The sequence below is a fragment of the Lacibacter sp. MH-610 genome (genome assembly GCF_045780045.1).
In the GTDB taxonomy this organism is placed as follows: Bacteria; Bacteroidota; Bacteroidia; order Chitinophagales; family Chitinophagaceae; genus Lacibacter.
Genome location: NZ_CP116002.1, coordinates 2,209,492 through 2,227,617 on the forward strand (window position 1 = coordinate 2,209,492; position 18,126 = coordinate 2,227,617).

The 18,126-nt window shown below is 40.7% G+C and carries 17 protein-coding genes; 7 read left to right on the top strand and 10 right to left on the bottom strand.

Annotation, left to right across the window (positions count from 1 at the left end):
* Positions 1-9: 9 nt before the first annotated feature.
* Positions 10-366: a BlaI/MecI/CopY family transcriptional regulator gene (locus PDL71_RS10125; protein WP_407520579.1), complete on the bottom strand. Its 357-nt coding sequence runs from the start codon at positions 364-366 to the stop codon at positions 10-12.
* Positions 367-558: 192 nt separating this feature from the next.
* On the opposite strand from PDL71_RS10125, the gene PDL71_RS10130 reads away from it, so the two are divergent.
* From PDL71_RS10130 to PDL71_RS10145, 4 genes are all read left to right on the top strand, one after another.
* Positions 559-1,068, top strand: coding sequence for a DUF2911 domain-containing protein (locus PDL71_RS10130; protein ID WP_407520581.1), 510 nt, complete (start codon positions 559-561; stop codon positions 1,066-1,068).
* A 125-nt stretch (positions 1,069-1,193) separates the two neighbouring features.
* Positions 1,194-2,036, top strand: a complete 843-nt coding sequence (locus tag PDL71_RS10135; protein WP_407520583.1) for a hypothetical protein — start codon at positions 1,194-1,196, stop codon at positions 2,034-2,036.
* A 106-nt stretch (positions 2,037-2,142) separates the two neighbouring features.
* Entirely contained in the window at positions 2,143-3,288 is a 1,146-nt protein-coding gene (locus PDL71_RS10140) for a hypothetical protein (protein WP_407520585.1), read from the top strand.
* Positions 3,289-3,449: 161 nt separating this feature from the next.
* Positions 3,450-4,145: an outer membrane beta-barrel protein gene (locus PDL71_RS10145; protein WP_407520587.1), complete on the top strand. Its 696-nt coding sequence runs from the start codon at positions 3,450-3,452 to the stop codon at positions 4,143-4,145.
* A gap of 57 nt (positions 4,146-4,202) precedes the next feature.
* On the opposite strand, the gene PDL71_RS10150 is transcribed toward PDL71_RS10145, so the two are convergent.
* The 5 genes from PDL71_RS10150 to ahcY all read right to left on the bottom strand — a co-directional run bounded on the left by PDL71_RS10150 (position 4,203) and on the right by ahcY (position 9,638).
* The gene (locus tag PDL71_RS10150) at positions 4,203-6,437 is read right to left on the bottom strand and encodes a Tex family protein (RefSeq protein ID WP_407520589.1); all 2,235 of its coding nucleotides are present in this window, start codon (positions 6,435-6,437) and stop codon (positions 4,203-4,205) included.
* A gap of 90 nt (positions 6,438-6,527) precedes the next feature.
* Positions 6,528-6,854: a hypothetical protein gene (locus PDL71_RS10155; RefSeq protein WP_407520591.1), complete on the bottom strand. Its 327-nt coding sequence runs from the start codon at positions 6,852-6,854 to the stop codon at positions 6,528-6,530.
* Between the two features lie 111 nt (positions 6,855-6,965).
* Positions 6,966-7,604, bottom strand: coding sequence for a peptidylprolyl isomerase (locus PDL71_RS10160; protein ID WP_407520593.1), 639 nt, complete (start codon positions 7,602-7,604; stop codon positions 6,966-6,968).
* Positions 7,601-8,224, bottom strand: a complete 624-nt coding sequence (locus PDL71_RS10165; protein ID WP_407520595.1) for a Pr6Pr family membrane protein — start codon at positions 8,222-8,224, stop codon at positions 7,601-7,603. Before PDL71_RS10165 ends, PDL71_RS10160 begins: the two co-directional genes overlap by 4 nt.
* Positions 8,225-8,309: 85 nt before the next feature.
* Positions 8,310-9,638, bottom strand: coding sequence for an adenosylhomocysteinase (gene ahcY, locus PDL71_RS10170; RefSeq protein ID WP_407520597.1), 1,329 nt, complete (start codon positions 9,636-9,638; stop codon positions 8,310-8,312).
* Positions 9,639-9,757: 119 nt separating this feature from the next.
* Here ahcY and PDL71_RS10175 point away from each other — a divergent pair, with 119 nt between their 5' ends.
* On the top strand, positions 9,758-10,255 hold the full coding sequence (locus PDL71_RS10175) for an Lrp/AsnC family transcriptional regulator (protein ID WP_407520599.1): 498 nt from the start codon (positions 9,758-9,760) through the stop codon (positions 10,253-10,255).
* Positions 10,256-10,365: 110 nt separating this feature from the next.
* The gene (locus PDL71_RS10180; RefSeq protein WP_407520601.1) at positions 10,366-10,680 is read left to right on the top strand and encodes a phosphoribosylpyrophosphate synthetase; all 315 of its coding nucleotides are present in this window, start codon (positions 10,366-10,368) and stop codon (positions 10,678-10,680) included.
* A gap of 89 nt (positions 10,681-10,769) precedes the next feature.
* Here PDL71_RS10180 and PDL71_RS10185 read toward each other — a convergent pair whose 3' ends face one another.
* The gene (locus PDL71_RS10185; RefSeq protein ID WP_407520603.1) at positions 10,770-11,270 is read right to left on the bottom strand and encodes a GNAT family N-acetyltransferase; all 501 of its coding nucleotides are present in this window, start codon (positions 11,268-11,270) and stop codon (positions 10,770-10,772) included.
* Complete coding sequence (locus PDL71_RS10190; RefSeq protein WP_407520604.1) at positions 11,248-11,973, bottom strand: PrsW family intramembrane metalloprotease; 726 nt, start codon at positions 11,971-11,973, stop codon at positions 11,248-11,250. The genes PDL71_RS10185 and PDL71_RS10190 overlap by 23 nt, the downstream gene beginning before the upstream one ends.
* Positions 11,974-12,044: 71 nt before the next feature.
* Between PDL71_RS10190 and PDL71_RS10195 the strand changes: the two genes are divergently transcribed.
* Complete coding sequence (locus tag PDL71_RS10195) at positions 12,045-14,861, top strand: hypothetical protein (protein ID WP_407520606.1); 2,817 nt, start codon at positions 12,045-12,047, stop codon at positions 14,859-14,861.
* Positions 14,862-14,863: 2 nt separating this feature from the next.
* Here PDL71_RS10195 and PDL71_RS10200 read toward each other — a convergent pair whose 3' ends face one another.
* Both PDL71_RS10200 and PDL71_RS10205 read right to left on the bottom strand, forming a co-directional pair.
* Positions 14,864-15,316, bottom strand: a complete 453-nt coding sequence (locus PDL71_RS10200; protein ID WP_407520608.1) for a hypothetical protein — start codon at positions 15,314-15,316, stop codon at positions 14,864-14,866.
* Positions 15,317-15,331: 15 nt separating this feature from the next.
* Positions 15,332-18,040 (bottom strand): valine--tRNA ligase, encoded by a 2,709-nt coding sequence (locus PDL71_RS10205; RefSeq protein ID WP_407520610.1) that lies wholly within the window; start codon positions 18,038-18,040, stop codon positions 15,332-15,334.
* Positions 18,041-18,126: the final 86 nt, after the last annotated feature.

Below are 18,126 nucleotides of genomic sequence, written 5' to 3' on the forward strand. Positions count from 1 at the left end.
AGCATCCAATTATTTTTTCTCAATAAGGTTGATGATTTCTTTCAGCTCGTCGGCTGTAATCTTTTTTTCTTTGGCAAAAAAAGTAACCAGCTCTTTGTACGAATTTTCAAAATAGTCTTTCACCACATAGTTCATAAACTTCTTTTTGTAATCAGCTTCCTTTACAAGCGGTTTATAAAAAAACATATTGCCTACCTGCCGGCTTTCCAGGAATCCTTTCTTCTCCAGGTTTTTAATGGTACTGGCCAGTGTGGTGTAGGGAGGTCTTGGCTCAGTCATATTCTCAAGAAAACTTTTTACATTGGCTTCGCCGGTTTTCCAAACGGCCAGCATGGCTTCTTCTTCCTGCTTGGTTAATTTTTCCATCTACGAAATTTTCGTAAAGCTACGATAGTTTCGTAATGTGCCAAATTTATTTTCAAAATAATTTGTTAACGCATTTTTTCAACCCACGCAACCGGCAGTTCATGGAATACTTCTACCTTTCATCTAAATCTCAATACAATCATCCTTTTCACCTGTTATTTCATTTACATTTATCAACTAAAAACTATGAATATGAAAAAGTTACTTGGATTAGTACCGTTGTTTATTGCTGTATTTACCATTTCAGCCTGTGCACAGGATAAGAGCAAACGTCCTTCACCGCCCATGAGCAGTGAGTTTAAAGTGGGATCTGCGAATGTAAAAATCAATTACGGCGCTCCTTCTGTAAAAGGCCGTGAAGTATGGGGCAAGCTGGTTCCTTATGGACAGGTATGGCGCACCGGTGCCAATGAAGCCACTACTTTTGAAACCGATGCAGATATTAAAGTGGAAGGACAAACATTACCAAAAGGAAAATATGGTTTGTTCACCATTCCCGGTGAGAGTGAGTGGGTGATAATTTTCAATAAAAAAGCAGAGCAGTGGGGTGCTTATGACTATAAAGAGGGAGATGATGTATTGCGTGTTAAAGTGAAGCCCGCTGCCGGTGATATGCAGGAACAATTAAAGATTGAAGGAGGCAGAAATGCTGTTTCCATTGCATGGGAAAAAGTAAAAGTGGCTTTTAAAGTAGCACAGTAACTTTAAACTTCTTCTTGAATTTACTGAACGTCCTGTCTTATGGCAGGACGTTTTCATTTCACAGTTTTTCCACAAATCATATTTATTCAAGTGTACAGTAGCGGAAATGGTTAGTTTCGTTTCAAATGAGGGATGCTCGTACCATATTGTTGTTGTTACTTTCGGTTTGTTTGATTGCTACCTGGGTTTATCACATTTACGATAAAAGTAAATATGCTACACCTGCAGGAACGGAGCGTGTAGCGGTGCCGGATGGAACAAAACAATTAAATGATTCTCTTACTACTTTGTACCGCTCTACCATTGCACAACTGGAAACCGTTATCGTTGGCAAAGATTCACTGAGTAGGGAATTGCAGCAAAAAGCCGGTGAAATTGATACGTTGAAAACAGAAATTGTAAACATGCTCAATGAGCAAACGGTGACGAAAGAAGACCTGCGCAAAGCTTTATTGAAAATCCAGGCATTACAGGTGAAGATTTACCAGTTTAACAATCAAAATGCCACCATCAAAAACAATATTGTTCCTGTAAATGCCCCCGCTAATCAACCAACAACCGGTACCGGTGCTATCAAAACCAGGGCAACTGAAGTAGCTGAAACCTCATTTTCGATACAGGATGTTATGGCGCAGGCTGTGGGTGGAAACAGCGGCAGTATTGTTTCTGTTTCTTTTTGGCTTAAATCAGCAGGAGATGGAAGCGGTACCGCATCTCTTTATATGATTTTAAAAGATCCGGCAGGCAATACAGTGCAGGACGATGAGTGGATTGCGGGTGTATTTTCAAGTAAAAGCGAAGGAATGTTACGTTATTCGAGAAAATTAAATTGGGATTTCAGCCGCAACGATAACCGTAAGTTTTCAACCTCTATACCCGTTACCAATTTTACAAAGGGTGTTTATCAACTGTTGATTTATTGTAATGGACAAAAGCTGGTAAAAAAAGATATTGTTGTAAACGAATAAGCTGTTCACATTTCTATATAAGTTTTTCACATTTTAAGTCTTTGCAGAAACTGATGCCATAAGCCTCCGGGTTCTTTTTACTTTTATCTTTAATAATAGAGTTGTTATGAGATTACTACATTTTTTCCGCCTGTTTCTGTCTGCTTTTCTTCTATTGATTGTATTTTGTGCGGATGCCCAAACAGCATTTAAAACCAAATTCACCAAGGGTAATGTATATGTAGGTATAGAAGTGGGGAGTAAAGGGGTGAAGATGAGTGTAGTTGAAATCAGCAAAACGGCTCAAACCACCGGCAACTTTAATATTTTAAAAGATTCAACGTTTAACACTGATTTTATTTCTTTCACCCAGGCTACATTTGATGCCACACTGGCCAGCCTAACTTCATTTTATAACCTTGCCAGTTCTGAATATAAAATACCAGTACGCCGCATTTTTACAGTTATCAGCAGCGGTGTTAAAATGCAGGCAGAGAAAGAAAATAAAGCAGAATGGATTGCTAATTTGATTACTGCATTCCAGAAAAACATCAATGATCCCGGAAGAAAAGTTGATGTGATTGATGTAATGACGGAGTCAAAACTCTCACACCTTGGTATTATTCCGAATGCACGTCGTTATAACTCTTTTCTGATCGATATCGGTAGCGGAAACACAAAAGGCGGTTATTTCCCTTTTGGTAATACCAATGAATTTAAAATGTTCCAGGTAAACTGGGGCACCAAGAGCACCACCAATGCAACAGATAAAACTTTAGGCGACGATGTATCACTGGCTAATTTTAAACGCCAGCTCAGCCGTGTGCTGGAAGGTGCTGAAAACAATGACATTATTTATGCTGTAAACGTAAGTGGTGCTTATGCCTTGAGTGATAATATTGTGTGCAGTGGCGGTATTGCCTGGAGCGTAGCCACACTTATTTACCCGGAACTGGTAAGCAATTCTGTAGTGCCGGTTACCTATGAGGAAGTAGCTAAGTTTCATGAGCAACTATATTCTAATTATAAATCATTATCACCGGAAGAACTTGTAAAGCGTATTAAAGATCCTGAAGTGGATAAAGAAGCTGTTTTAAAAGAAATCAAAAGAGTGCATGGTGTGTTTGATCAGAAATCATTGATTGCAGGTACGGGACTTTTATTGAAAATCATGCGGCAGTTCAAAAGTATTTATGAGACCAAGCAATTTTTTATGGTGAAGACCGGACAGGTAGGTTGGATAAGTGCCTATGTAGATGAAGCGGTTGAATAACGCATTGAATATGAAAGACCTGATGACAATGGGGAGCCCCGGCATTACTGCCGGGGTTTTTCTTTGCAGTTAAACTTCTATGTCATTTCATCGTCAAATGAAGCATGTCAAAATTTCTTTTGGCATATAATTTGAAAAATGCATTCCAAAAAATTAGAATTATGAAACAAAAGCTGACTTTATTTATCCTCCTGACAGGTTTTTTTGTTAACTCCTTTGCACAGCAATCATCTGTATTTATTAAAGGTGGTTTTAACCTTGCCAATGTATCTGTAAAAGATGATGGCTCTATTGATGAAGCAAAAGCATTACCTAGTTTTCATGTGGGTCTGCAGGGTGATGTTCCGGTAATTAAAAATTTATTATCAATTCAGCCGGGGTTATTTTTTACAGGAAAGGGTACGAAAGCACAATCCGGTAATACGAATGATGCCAATTATTACAAGGCAACTTCCAATCCTATTTACATTGAAGTGCCGGTGAATGTGGTAGCCAAACTTCCTTTGGGTGATAAAGATTCAAAATTTTTTGTTGGCGCCGGGCCTTATGTAGCTATGGGTATTGCAGGAAAGAATAAAGCAGAAGGTCGTTTCCTGGGAGTTGCATTCTCCAGCGAAAACAATATCAAATTCTCCAATGATAATCCTGCTACATCCGGAGAAGAAGGAGCAGGGTTCAATATCATGCGTCGTTTTGATTATGGTTTAAACGGTACCATTGGTTTTGAAGGCAAGGCCGCTTTATTTTCTGTGAACTATGGTTTAGGTTTAGCCAAACTTCAATCAGGAGCGGACAGTAATGCAGATAATAACAACAAACACCGAGTGCTGAGCTTTACAGTAGGTTTCAGATTATAAAATATGGTTGATGTCGAAAAAAAAGAGGCGCATCGTTACTGATGCGCCTTTCTTTTTTTACTTGCCAAACTTTTTCTTTAATGCTGCCAGTGCATCGTTCACACTCAGGTTGCTTAAATCTTCTTCCTTCTTTTTAAAAGAACCGGGTTTGTTGGTTCTGGTTCCTCTTGCCGGTGCTTCCATGGTTTGTTTGATGGAAAGTGCAATACGCTTGCGGGGCAGATCCACTTCCAATACTTTCACCTGCACTTTGTCATTCAACTTTAATTTTTCAGCAGGATCTGTAATGTACTCATGTGAAATTTCTGATACATGTACCAGTCCATCCTGTTTTACACCAATATCAACAAAAGCACCAAAGCGGGTGAGGTTGGTAACAATACCCGGCACCACCATACCCGGTGTTACTTCTTCAATACTGTAAATATTGGCATATTCGAATGTTTGAATTTCACTGCGGGGATCAAGACCAGGTTTAAGTAATTCTTTGAGGATATCATTAATAGTAAGTTCACCAAACTGCTCATTCACATAATTCTTTACATTCATTTGTTTGATGAGTGTTTCATTGCCAATGAGCTCTTCTACTTTCACCTTAAGATCAGAAGCCATTTGCTCAACTATAGTATAAGCTTCAGGATGTACGGCACTTTTGTCCAAGGCATTTTCTCCATCGTTAATGCGGAGAAAGCCTGCGCACTGTTCAAATGCTTTATCACCCAATCTTGCTACTTTCAATAATTGTTTGCGATTGCTGAAACGACCGATTTCATTTCTGTACTTTACAATATTTTCAGCAATGCCACTGTTGATACCACTTACATAGCTCAGCAAATGTTTGCTGGCTGTATTCAAATTAACACCCACCTGGTTCACACAACTCACCACCGTTTGATCCAATCGTTCTTTTAAGCGGATTTGATTTACATCATGCTGGTATTGGCCCACGCCAATGCTTTTGGGATCAATCTTCACCAGTTCGGCCAATGGATCCATCAATCTTCTGCCGATGCTTACAGCGCCACGCACTGTTACATCTTTATCAGGAAATTCTTCACGGGCAACTTCACTGGCGCTGTAAACTGATGCGCCGTCTTCATTCACGAGGAAGATGGGTAATCCAAGATTGAGTTTTTTAATAAACTGTTCTGTTTCTCTTCCGGCAGTACCATCGCCAATGGCAATCGTTTGTACCTGGAATGCAGCCACGAGATGACGGATGGTTTGCTCACTGCTGTATGCTTTGCCCGCCTCATGTATATAAATCAAATCGGTGGTTTGCAGTTCACCTTTTTCGTCTAAGCAAACAATTTTGCAGCCGGTACGGTAACCGGGATCAATGGCCAGGATTCGTTTGCCTCCCAACGGACTGCTTAACAAAAGCTGACGCAGATTTTCAGCAAACACGGTAATAGCTTCCTCATCTGCTTTTTGTTTCAGCTGAGAGCGGAACTCCGTTTCAAGGCTTGGCTGTAACAATCTCTTATACGCATCTTTCACAGCTTTCTTCACCTGTGCCGTAGCATCATTCATGCCTTTTACCAAATTTTCTTCAATCAGTTCAATCGCCAGTTCTTCTTCCGGCTCAATACTCATTTTTAAAATACCTTCTGTAAATCCACGTAGAATGGCAAGGATGCGATGCGATGGTATTTTATGAACAGGTTCACTGAAATCAAAATAGTCTTTGTACTTGGCACCTTCTGTTTCTTTATCTTTCATCACACTGCTCTTCACCAAGGCTCTGTCTTCAAAAAATTTACGCAAGCCGGCACGGATGTTTGCATCTTCATTCACCTGTTCGGCAATGATGTCTCGGGCGCCTTGTAAGGCTTCGTCAGCCGATTTTACTTTTTCATTGATGAACTTTTCAGCTTCTGCAAATACATCTGCATCTTTTTGTTCCAATAGAAACAAGGCCAATGGCTCTAATCCATTTTCTTTAGCTGTTTGTGCTTTGGTTTTGCGTTTGGGTTTGTAAGGCAGGTAAATATCTTCCAACTCGTTGAGCGTAGTGGCTGCATTTAATTTCTGTTGCAGCGCATCCGTCATCTTGCCTTGTTCGGTAATTGTTTTTTCAATAAATGTTTTCCGCTCCGTAAATTCTTTCAGAAATTTATCCTGATCCTGAATTTGCTGAATCTGTACCTCATCAAGATTACCTGTTTTGTCTTTACGGTAACGGGCAATAAAAGGAATAGTAGCTCCTTCATCCAATAAACTCAATACCGCTTCTACCTGTGCGGCACGCAGGCTGAGAGTGCCTGCAATCGTTGAAACAAATTCCATCATAGTTCTGTGCTTCTTTTTGTGGGCTGCGAATTTAGCCGTGAAGCCGAGAAGAAAAAAATTAGATGTTTTGAGTAAAACTATGTAAGAATCCTACACGGCAACAGCTTCCTGTTCCGGTATAACAGGTTTAAAGAAATCAGGGTCATAATTGTCCAGGGCCGATTCAATCAGTTCATGAAGTTTGTCGATGCTGGCAGTTACCCAGGACGGTAATGAAATTTCTGTTTCAGAAATATGCCAGTAGTCACCGTTCCGTTCCATCAGAAAAATGATGCGGTTGCCTTTTTCATCAGCCACATCAATACTGAAAAAACCATCCATGAGGCCACGGAGTTTGGTAAAGTTGAATTCTCTTAAACGATCGCCGGTTTTTACAAGACGGCTGAATTGAAGGTTCCTGATTACTTCCAGTTTCATATTGTCGAGGTTGGGCAATAGTTAAAACAAATGCCGTGCAAAACTCCATTTTTGTGGAAAACTTAAAGGATTGGAATCAGACTTTTTGAAAGCTGTAACAGCTTTGGGCGTTTACTTTATGATCCTGACTTCTTTGATCATGTCAAGCCCCGGAAATTTTTTCTGCATCCAGGTATTGCCTTTGAAATAAATAGTATCAGCACTTTTCATGGTATCATTGCCATAATTACTGAAAAAACTTTTGGCTACATCTAAACCGCTGATGATCCTGGCAAAAGGCACAAAGCCCTTTACACCGGCAATGGTGATGGTATCGTAAGTGGTATTATCTCTTAAATTGATAAACACAGATGTTTTGCGGGTGTTGGGATTTCCTCTTGAATAGCTCAAGGTACCTGCTGTATTACTACCCACCACAGGTTCATCTTTCAGATTTCTGCTTTGCCAGAAAATGTTTTTGGTTTTGTCTTCACTCACACCAAACTGAACGAGATAATCTTTCACCACTCGAAACAGGATTGTATTGTTGTAATAGCCACTTTTAATGAGTTGATAAAACCGGTCAGCGCCTAAAGGCGACCATTGACGGTAGATTTCAACGATGAAATTTCCCTTGGTCGTGATGAATTCAGCCTTTGCGGTATCAGGGCATTTCAGTTTTAAAAGATTGGCATCTGTTTTTACCAGCTGTGCCTGTGAACTATTTACTGTAATCATTAAAACTGCAAGCAGTACAATACTTCTTTTCATACACGTTTTATTTTACCTGCTCCTAAAAGCAATAACGCCACTACCAGGAAAGCAGCTGTTACAAAACCAGCATTGAGCAATGCTTTACTGTAACCCAGGTTATCTACATTAATAAAAAAGTAAGGATAAAAATGACTGAAAGAGCCTCTTATCAAGGCGTAGATCAAATATGCAAAAGGGTAAATGAGCCATGGAACGGTTTGAGCCCACTTGATATTTTTAGCACTTACATAGGTAAACCAATAGAACAATGTAAGTATGGGTGTAATGGTGTGCAGTCCGTTATCTGCAACCAGTTGCAATCCCTGCGGATTCCATTGGGAGCGAAGTACAAGATTATATACAAGACCAACAATGAGTATGTAAAGTGTTACGGCTGTTAATACTGTATACCTTGAAAAGAAGGAATGCCACCGGCTGCCGGGTAACAGTAATGATGTAAAGCTGATGGCTACCAGTAAATTGGTAAGTATGGTAAAGTAACTGAAATACCGGATAATAGCTTCTGTTATAGAAGTGGTGCGGTTTGCAATCTGAAGATAGAACTGAAGCAGCAGCATGAGCCAGGTGATGGTAGCGATGGTGATTTGAAAAAGCCGCTGATTGGATGTGGTGGTCATCGGTTTTTTTGATTAAAGATATTGGAATCTTCATTACAAAAAACCCCGACACTCAGGTCGGGGTTTTACAATTGTATCTAAGAAATTAATAACGATAATGCTCAGCTTTGAACGGTCCGTTCTGCGGAATACCGAGGTACTCACTTTGTGCAGAGGTTAATTCATCCAACTCAACACCAATCTTTGACAAGTGCAGACGTGCAACTTTCTCATCCAGGTGCTTGGGTAACACATACACATTGTTGTCGTAATTTTTGTGGTTCAGCCACAATTCAATCTGGGCCAATGTTTGGTTCGTGAATGAGTTACTCATTACAAAGGAGGGGTGACCGGTGGCACAACCAAGGTTCACCAGGCGGCCTTCAGCCAATAAGATGATGTCTTTTCCATCTACATTGTAAATATCTACTTGTGGTTTGATGGTGTCTTTGGTATGACCATAGTTGGTGTTCAACCATGCAACATCAATTTCAATATCAAAGTGTCCGATGTTACATACAATCACTTTATCTTTCATCAGTTTGAAATGCTCACCCGTAATCAAATCACGGCAACCGGAAGCAGTAACCACAATATCAGCTTCTTTCACGGCATCTTTCATCTTCTTCACTTCAAAACCATCCATTGCAGCTTGCAACGCACAGATGGGATCGATCTCTGTAACAATCACACGGCAACCGGCGCCTGCTAATGAAGCAGCTGAACCTTTACCCACATCACCATAACCACCAACCACTGCAATTTTACCTGCAAGCATTACATCGGTAGCACGACGGATTGAATCAACCAATGATTCTTTACAACCGTATTTATTATCAAACTTAGATTTAGTAACGCTGTCGTTTACATTGATCGCCGGCATCGGTAATGTGCCTTTTGCTACACGCTCATACAAACGGTGTACACCTGTTGTTGTTTCTTCGCTGATACCTTTGATGCCGCTGATGAGTTCCGTGTAATTATCCAGTACCATGTTAGTTAAATCGCCACCATCATCCAGGATCATATTCAACGGACGATCCGGTGAACCAAAGAACAAAGTTTGCTCAATGCACCAATCTGCTTCTTCCTGTGTTTGACCTTTCCATGCATACACACCAATACCTGCAGCGGCAATAGCAGCAGCAGCATGATCCTGTGTAGAGAAGATGTTACAAGAGCTCCATTTAACTTCAGCACCTAAAGCAACGAGTGTTTCAATCAACACAGCCGTTTGAATGGTCATGTGCAAACAGCCGGCAACACGTGCACCTTTCAAGGGTTGTTGTGCGCCATACTCAGCACGTAATGCCATGAGACCGGGCATTTCTGCTTCAGCCAAACGGATTTCTTTACGGCCCCATTCTGCGAGGCTGATATCTTTTACCTTGTACTTCAGATCGAAGTCAATTTTGTTTCTTGTAAGTGTAGACATGTTGTAATTTTTTGGAAAGTCAAAGGTAAACAGATTAGTAGAAAATAACGGTAATTTTAAAAGATTAAGAAGAATCGTCTGAAATGAAGTAGATTTATAGAAAAATATCCTTTACAGCTATGGCAAAAGCAGTACAAACAGAACAATCCACTAAGACAGAAGTTATGCTGGATAAAACCGATCTCTCCATTCTCCGCTTACTACAGCAAAACGCAAGAATGACGGTGAAGGAAATTGCTGAAAAAGTACACCTGAGCACCACACCTGTTCATGAACGGATCAAGTGGCTGGAGCAAAGCGGGGTGATAAAGCAATACACCGCTGTTGTAAACCATGCCAAGGTAAAAAAAGGATTGATGGTGATTGTGTATGTATCATTGAAAGCACACAGCAAAACAGCAGGGGCACGATTTATTAAACACATTCATGAACTGGATGAAGTAATTGAGTGCTACAATATTTCCGGTGAATTTGATTTTATGCTGAAAGTGGTGGCGGAGAATATGGATGATTATTATAACTTTCATGTAAATAAACTCAGCCAGAGCGAAAACATCGGTAATGTGCAAAGTGTGTTTGTGATGGGAGTGCTGAAAGAAACGCAGGTGAGAGTGTGAGGACAAGTACGAGGTAAGAAGTAAGAAGTAAGAAGTAAGAAGTAAGAGTCTTTATTATGAGCCATTTGCTATGAACCATGAACAATAAACAATAAACCAAAAACCTTTCCATGTACACATACGAAACAGTTAGCGAAGCCATCAATGGTTTAAAGCAAAGAGGTTATACCCTTGATTTTAACCTGGAAGAAAATGCATTGATCTGTCATGAACCTTCTTTGCGTTTGCACCCGGAGCAATTTCATATTCATGAAGTGCATCGTTTTGAAGATAATACTGATCCGGATGACCAGGCGATTCTATTTGCCATTGAAAGCACCGATGGACACAAAGGCGTTTTGTTAAATGCATACGGAGCAAAGAACGACAGCATAGCTGATGCGCTGGTACAAAAGCTGAAAATATTTTATGAACAGAAGAAGTGAGTCAGTCCATAGTCAACGGTCGACAGTCCACAGTAGAGCTTCATTGTGGGAGATGTGTTATTAAACTTTATTCAATTAACAACCATAAACTATAAATCTATTCCCATCACATAATCCTTCATGTAAAATCCATGGCCGATGTCAAAATCAGCTTCGTATTCTTTGATAAATCCCATACGGTTGTAGAAACCGATGGCATTTTCATTTTCACGGTTTACCTGTAAGATCAGATGTTTGCATCCCTGCTGTTGTACATCCTGCATTACAAATTGTAACAGCCCTTTACCTGCACCTGTTTTTTGAATGGTAGTGATTACGTACAGCTTATGCAATTTAAATTCATGTTCTTTTTCAGTGGGTCCATAGGATACAAAACCAACCGGTTGTTCGTTATAATACGCAATGATAAATTGGGCACCTTCGTTCATTTGTTCCTGCAAAGCTTCTGTGCTGTACATCATCTGCAGCATATAATCAATCTGCTCCTGCGAAATAGTGGCGCCATACGTTTGCGGCCACACCTGCATCGTTAGCTCCTGAATTAAAGGAATAGATGCAGCATTTACTTTATGAATCGAAAGATTGTCCATCAATATACATTTGTTTGGAAATGGCAATATGTTCCTGTATGGCTTTGCGGCTCAATCGTAATGCAACAATAAACGAAGCAACAGCACCTGCAAATAACAAACCATCACCCACGTATCGGTTTACGGTATCATTTCCCTGTAAAAACAAAAAGAAGTCATACGTGCCGTGAAAAAATACCGCCCAGAACACACCGAGAAATAAGTAATAAAATTTCTTTTCGGGTAGAAATTTTGCTTTGCCTGCAAAATAGCCCATGAGCACAGCAAAAGTTCCGTGTGCAGGCACGGCCAGAAACATACGCAGGATAGCTGTGCCCAGACCATGCTGGTACACATAGCCGATGTTTTCCACTGTGGCAAATCCCATGCCCACCATCACACTGTACACAATACCATCATAAGGTTCATCAAATGATTGTTTGGGAAACGCATAAAAACGAAGTGCCAGGAACTTACTCATCTCTTCACTCAAAGCAACAATGATGTACGAGAAAAATGCCGTGTACAATATTCCGTTTTCAAAGAAAATATCTGTGGGTTTGGTGGTAAGCACCTGGAAGAGGATAGCCGGCAACACACTCAAACAGCCCAGGAAAAAACATATAATGAGTTTGAGCTTCGGCTCACGGTTAAACTCATCTTTAAAAAAAATGTACAGACTGATGGCAATTCCCGGCGCTATGGACAATGCTAATAGGAGCATACTGGTTGAATGAGTTTACAAGATAATTGTTCAAGCTGATTTTTTTCACCAACTTCAATTAATTTTAGACCATGCGTAATTTGCTTCTTTTTATCACTCTATTGTTTGTGTCTGTTGCTGTAAAAGCGCAGGTATTTGGCGGGAATCCTCCTTCGTTAAAATTCTATCAACTCACCACTGATTCTGTACGGGTTATTTTTCCCAAAGCGTTGGAACAACAGGCAAGGGAAGTAGCATGGACGGTTCATCAGTTGTACAAAAACAACCCGGCGCCATTGGGTAATAAACTTCGTCGCTTTGATGTGGTGCTGCAAAATCAAACCGTGCAATCAAATGCCTATGTGGGCATTGCTCCTTACCGGAGTGAATATTTTATGATGCCGGCTTTAAATAATTTGTCTGACGGTTCCATTCCCTGGCATTTATCATTGGCGGTACATGAGCACCGGCATATGGAACAGTTTGCGAATTTCAATCGTACTGTTCCCAAACTGTTGAATGTTTTTTTAGGACAGGAAGGAACCGCACTTGGCTTTGGTGGCGCAGTGCCTGATTGGTTTTTTGAAGGAGATGCGGTATGGCAGGAAACCATGGTAACCCAGCAGGGCAGGGGACGATTGCCGAATTTCTTTAATGCGTATCGTTCCATCTGGCAAACGGATAAGCCATACAGTTATATGAAATTGCGGAATGGTTCGTTCCGTCAATTTATACCAAATCATTATGATCTTGGTTATTTATTGGTAGGTTATGGAAGAGAAAAGTACGGTAATGATTTCTGGAAAAAAGTAACAGAAGACGCTGTTGATTATAAAGGATTGTTTTACCCGTTTCAACATGCGGTAAAGAAACATTCAGGAGAAAAATTTAAAACCTTTGTAAACCATGCCTTTGATTTTTACAAAGAGCAGATGAAACCCGATGCCAAAAGTGTTACTGCCGGTTTTGAAGTGATTACACCTGCAGAAAAAAATAATGTAAGCAATTATCAATACCCGTTTGTTTTAGGCAATGGTAATACACTGGTGCTGAAATCATCCTACCGGCAAATTCCGGTATGGGTATCCATTGATGCAAAAGGCAATCAAACCAAACTTCGTGTAAAGGATATTGCTGATGACAGTTATTATTCGTTCCGGAATGATAAAGTGGTATACACGGCTTACGAACCACATGCCAGGTGGGGCTGGAAAGATTATTCCGTGGTCAAAGTGTGGGATGTGAACAGCAATGAAGTGATCAAAGTTAAAAGCCGTTCCCGTTTATTTCAGCCGGATTTGAACGGTGATGCCAGCAAGATCGTTGCCATGCAGTATGGAACGGATATGAAAAGTAGTCTGGTGTTGATGGATGTAGGAATGGATGCACAGCAATCAGTCTTGCCGAATCCCAATAACTATCTCTACACTTATCCTAGATTCACCAATGCGAATACGATCATTTCAGCAGTACGTAACCAAAATGGTGAAATGGCTTTACTGGAGACGGATGCTGTGACCAACACGGAGAAAATTATTTTGCCATTCAGGAATACCACCATTTCATATATACAGGTTCATGGCGATAGTGTTTTGTTTACTGCTTCACAAAAAGAAGGGGATGTATTGTATTTGCTCAAAAGAAGCAGTAATGAATTGTTTAAACTTTCCCAATTGCCCAATGGAAGTTACCAGGCATATTTTGATGGAACAAAGCAGCAAATCCTGTTAAATACGTTTACAGTTGATGGTAATCTGTTACTCAAAGCCCCGGTTCAGCAATTAAAAGTTGAGAAAATGAATCAGCCGGAAGAATTGCCACAACTCTACTTGTCGTCCAAAACATTTGCTGCTTCGCCTGACCTTGTGCGTAATGTGAAAGCGCTACCCGGAGAAATTACCAGGTACAGGAAAGGATTAAAACTTTTGAACATCCATAGCTGGCGACCAACTGTGTCTGACCCTGATTTCGGTTATACTTTTTACAGCGAAAACATTATGAATACCTTGGTAAGTGAGTACAGCTACACGTACAACAGGAATGAAGGTTATCATAAAGCAGCTGCATCCATGGTGTATGGAGCATGGTTTCCTTACCTCCGTGCAGGAGTAGAGCAAACATGGAACAGAACAACCGTTGATAATGCTAACCGAACCATTAACTTCAATGAATCAAATGTAAACCTTGGGTTGTCTGTGCCATTGAATCTTACTTCGGGCAGAACGTACAAATCCTTTCTTGCTTCATCTTCACTTAATTTTGAAAAACTTTCTTTTACGGGTATTGCTAAAAACCTGTACCGGGATTTTGATTTTAATTACATCACCAATGTGATCAGTTATACAAGTCAAAATCAAAAAGCTGTACAGCAGATTTTTCCGCAATGGGCTCAAACTATCCGACTGCAATACAGACGTACTATTAACGGTGATTTCGGTAACCAGTTTTTGGGCACAGCCGGATTGTATCTTCCCGGCTTAAGTAATAATCATAGTCTTGTTCTTTTCGGTTCTCTTTATGCAAGAGATACTATCTCCGGCCAGTTTTTCTCAGACAATTTTCCGTTTGCAAGAGGCTATAATGCTGTTAATTTTCCAAGAACGGTTCGTATAAGTGCCAACTATCATTTGCCGCTGTTTTATCCGGAGTTCGGCATTGGTAATATCATCTACTTCCTGCGCATCAGGGCCAATGCTTTCTATGATTATACAAGAGGAAGAAGTTTGAGAACGGGCAGAACCTTTCCTTTACGTTCAGCCGGTACAGAAGTTTTCTTTGATACCAAGGTATGGAACTTGTTTCCGTTCAGTTTCGGAATACGGTACAGCTGGTTGCTGGATAATGATTTGATTGACCCGAGACTCAATGCCAATCAATTTGAATTGGTATTGCCAATTAATTTATTCTGAAGTTAATTCACCACTACTTTTAAATCCGGCGCTTTAAAGAAGTTGCCCCGTTTATCTTTTACAATGATATCAGTAAACCAGATTTCATCACCTGCTTTCAGGTTTTCATAAAGCATCTTGCGCCATTTTTCTTCGGGTACTCCTGCGTTTTTTACATTCACAGAAGTGTTGTTGTACCTTGATTTTATTTCGCCGGTTTGTTCATCTTCAAAACGATCCCTGCTGCGGTACACTAACATGAATCTTGAAATAGAGAGTTTCATCTTACTGCCATCAATCACCCAGATAGTAGAGTCTATCATATTCAATACTAATTCCAGCGGTATGGTGCCGCCTTTTGAATTACTCCAGAAGGTTTGCAGTTCCGGCGGGGTTAGTGTTGGAGATTTCTGCTGTGCAGTTGCTCCAAAAGTTCCCGCTACGAGCACCATTAAAATAAATACAGACTTCCGCATAGGTTTTGTTTGTTATTATAACGCTGCTAAACTTTCTTCTATTGCTTTGATCTTGGCTTCTGCATCGGCTTTTTTCTTGCGCTCCAGTTCTACTACTTCAGGTTTGGCATTTTGAACAAAGCGTTCATTGCTCAATTTCTTTTCCACCGATTCCAGAAATCCTTTCTGGTATTCAAGATCTTTCTGCAACTGTTCTTTTTGTGCAGATGTATCAATGGCTGTTTCGGTTGCAATGTAGAGCCTGTCTTTTTGTACAACTGTTGAAAGTGTACCGGAACCGCCCACTCCAAAAACCATGGCTGATGCATTAGCTTGTTTTAATAAGATGCTTTCAAACTGTGAATACAATTCCTGGTGTGCTGTTTCTACAAACAGTTGAACTGTTTCTTTGGGCTTGATATTGTTCTTCACCCTTACATCACGCAAAGCGGTGATTACTTCTTTCAGCAATCCGGCTGCTTCAATGGTTTGTTTGTTAACCGCAGCAGCAGGAGTTAGTTGCCTGATGGTAAGATCATCGCCGGCAGTACGTTCTTTCAGCGAATGATAAATTTCTTCTGTAATAAACGGCATGTAAGGATGTAATAACTGCATCAGCTCTTCAAAGAACGAAACTGTTTTTTCATATACCGCTTGATCAATAGGTTGTTCAAAGCCGGGCTTTACCCACTCTAAATACCAACTGCAGAAATCATCCCAGATCAGTGAGTAAATGGTTTTCAACGCTTCGCTCAAGCGAAACTCTTTGAACATCGTGTCGAGTTCCAGTTTCGCTTCATTCAATCGGTTTTCAAACCAGCTTACCGCAAAGCTTGCAGCTTGTGGCTGAGAGCTTACAGCTTGTCTTCCTTCCCACATCTTCACCAGCTTCAATGCATTCCATATTTTGTTCGTAAAGTTGCGGCCCTGTTCATTGCTGCTTTCATCCCATAACAAGTCATTGCCGGCAGGAGAGGAAATCATAATTCCAAAACGACAGGCATCAGCACCATAACGATCGATGAGTTCCAGTAAGTCAGGTGAGTTGCCAAGACTCTTACTCATCTTTCTGCCCTGTTTGTCACGCACAATACCGGTGAAATAAACTTCTTTAAATGGAATTTGTTTTTGATACTCCATGCCCGCCATGATCATACGTGCCACCCAGAAGAAAATAATTTCAGGTGCTGTAACAAGCGTATTGGTGGGGTAGTAGTATTGAATATCTTTATTACCGGGATTGCTGTAACCATTGAACACTTCAAAAGGCCAGAGCCAGGAAGAGAACCAGGTGTCCAGACAATCTTCATCTTGAGAAAGCTTCAAGCTGTCAGCTTCAAGCTGCAAGTTTTGTTCAGTAATGTCTTTGCCTTTTGCTTGCAGCTTTTTGCTTGCAGCTTGCAGCTTTGCCTCTGCTTCCGTTGCCGCTACAAAAAAGTTTCCTTCTGCATCATACCACGCAGGTATCCGATGCCCCCACCATAACTGACGGCTGATGCACCAGTCTTTGATATTCTCCATCCAATGACGGTAGAGGTTTTTGAACTTGGCAGGATAGAATTTGATTTCATCGTTCATTACCACTTCCAATGCCGGACCGGATATTTTTTTCATATCCACCCACCATTGCAAACTCAAACGGGGTTCCACAACAACATCTGTACGTTCACTATAACCCACTTCGCTGGTATAATCTTCAATTTTTACGATGAATCCTTTTTCTTCCAGTTCTTTTACAATCTTTTTGCGTGCTTCAAACCGGTCGTCACCAATATAAATCTGTGCTGCTTCGCTTAATGTACCATCATCATTCAATACATCCACAACTTCTAAATTGTGTTTCTGTCCTAATTGATAATCGTTCATGTCATGGGCAGGCGTTACTTTCAAAGCACCTGTTCCAAACTCCATCGTTACATAGTCATCTGTAATAATCGGAATACGACGGTTGATCAAAGGAACGATGGCAAACTTGCCATGCAGATGTTTGTATCGTTCATCTTTTGGGTGCACACAAATGGCCGTATCACCCATGATGGTTTCAGGACGAACCGTGGCTATGGTAATATAGTCCACAGTTGACTGCCCACTGTCCACGGCATTACCGTCGTCTGTTGTCTGTGGACTGTCAACTATTTTATATTTCAAATGATACAACTTCTGCTGCGTTTCTTTCCGTATCACTTCTTCATCACTCAACGCTGTTTTGGCTTTTACATCCCAGTTGATCATTCGTTTGCCACGGTAGATATAACCTTTATTATAGAGATCAATAAAAACATTAATCACACTTTTGTAATAGTCCTCATCCATGGTAAAGTTCACACGGTCCCAATCAAGGCTGCAACCCATTTTCTTCAACTGCTGTAGAATGATGCCGCCATACTTTTCTTTCCATTCCCACGCATAACCTAAAAACTCATCCCGGCTGATGGATGCTTTTTGAATGCCTCTTTCACGGAGCATTTGCACCACTTTAGCTTCAGTGGCAATGGAAGCATGGTCTGTACCCGGTACCCAGCAGGCATTCTTTCCTTGCATACGGGCACGCCGCACCAGGATGTCCTGTATACTATTATTCAAACAATGACCCATGTGCAGTACACCGGTAACATTGGGAGGAGGTATGACTACGGTAAAAGGCTCCCGATCATCAGGGGTGCTGTTATAGTATTTCTGTTCGTTCCAGTAACGGTACCATTTCTCTTCTGCTGCACTGTGTTCAAAATTTTTTGTCAACTCCATAAAAATTAAGGTCTTCTTTCTTTTTTTATTGGCGGCAAAGGTAATGAAAGAGCACGGGGGGCAGAAATGAAAAAGTCCTGCAGATG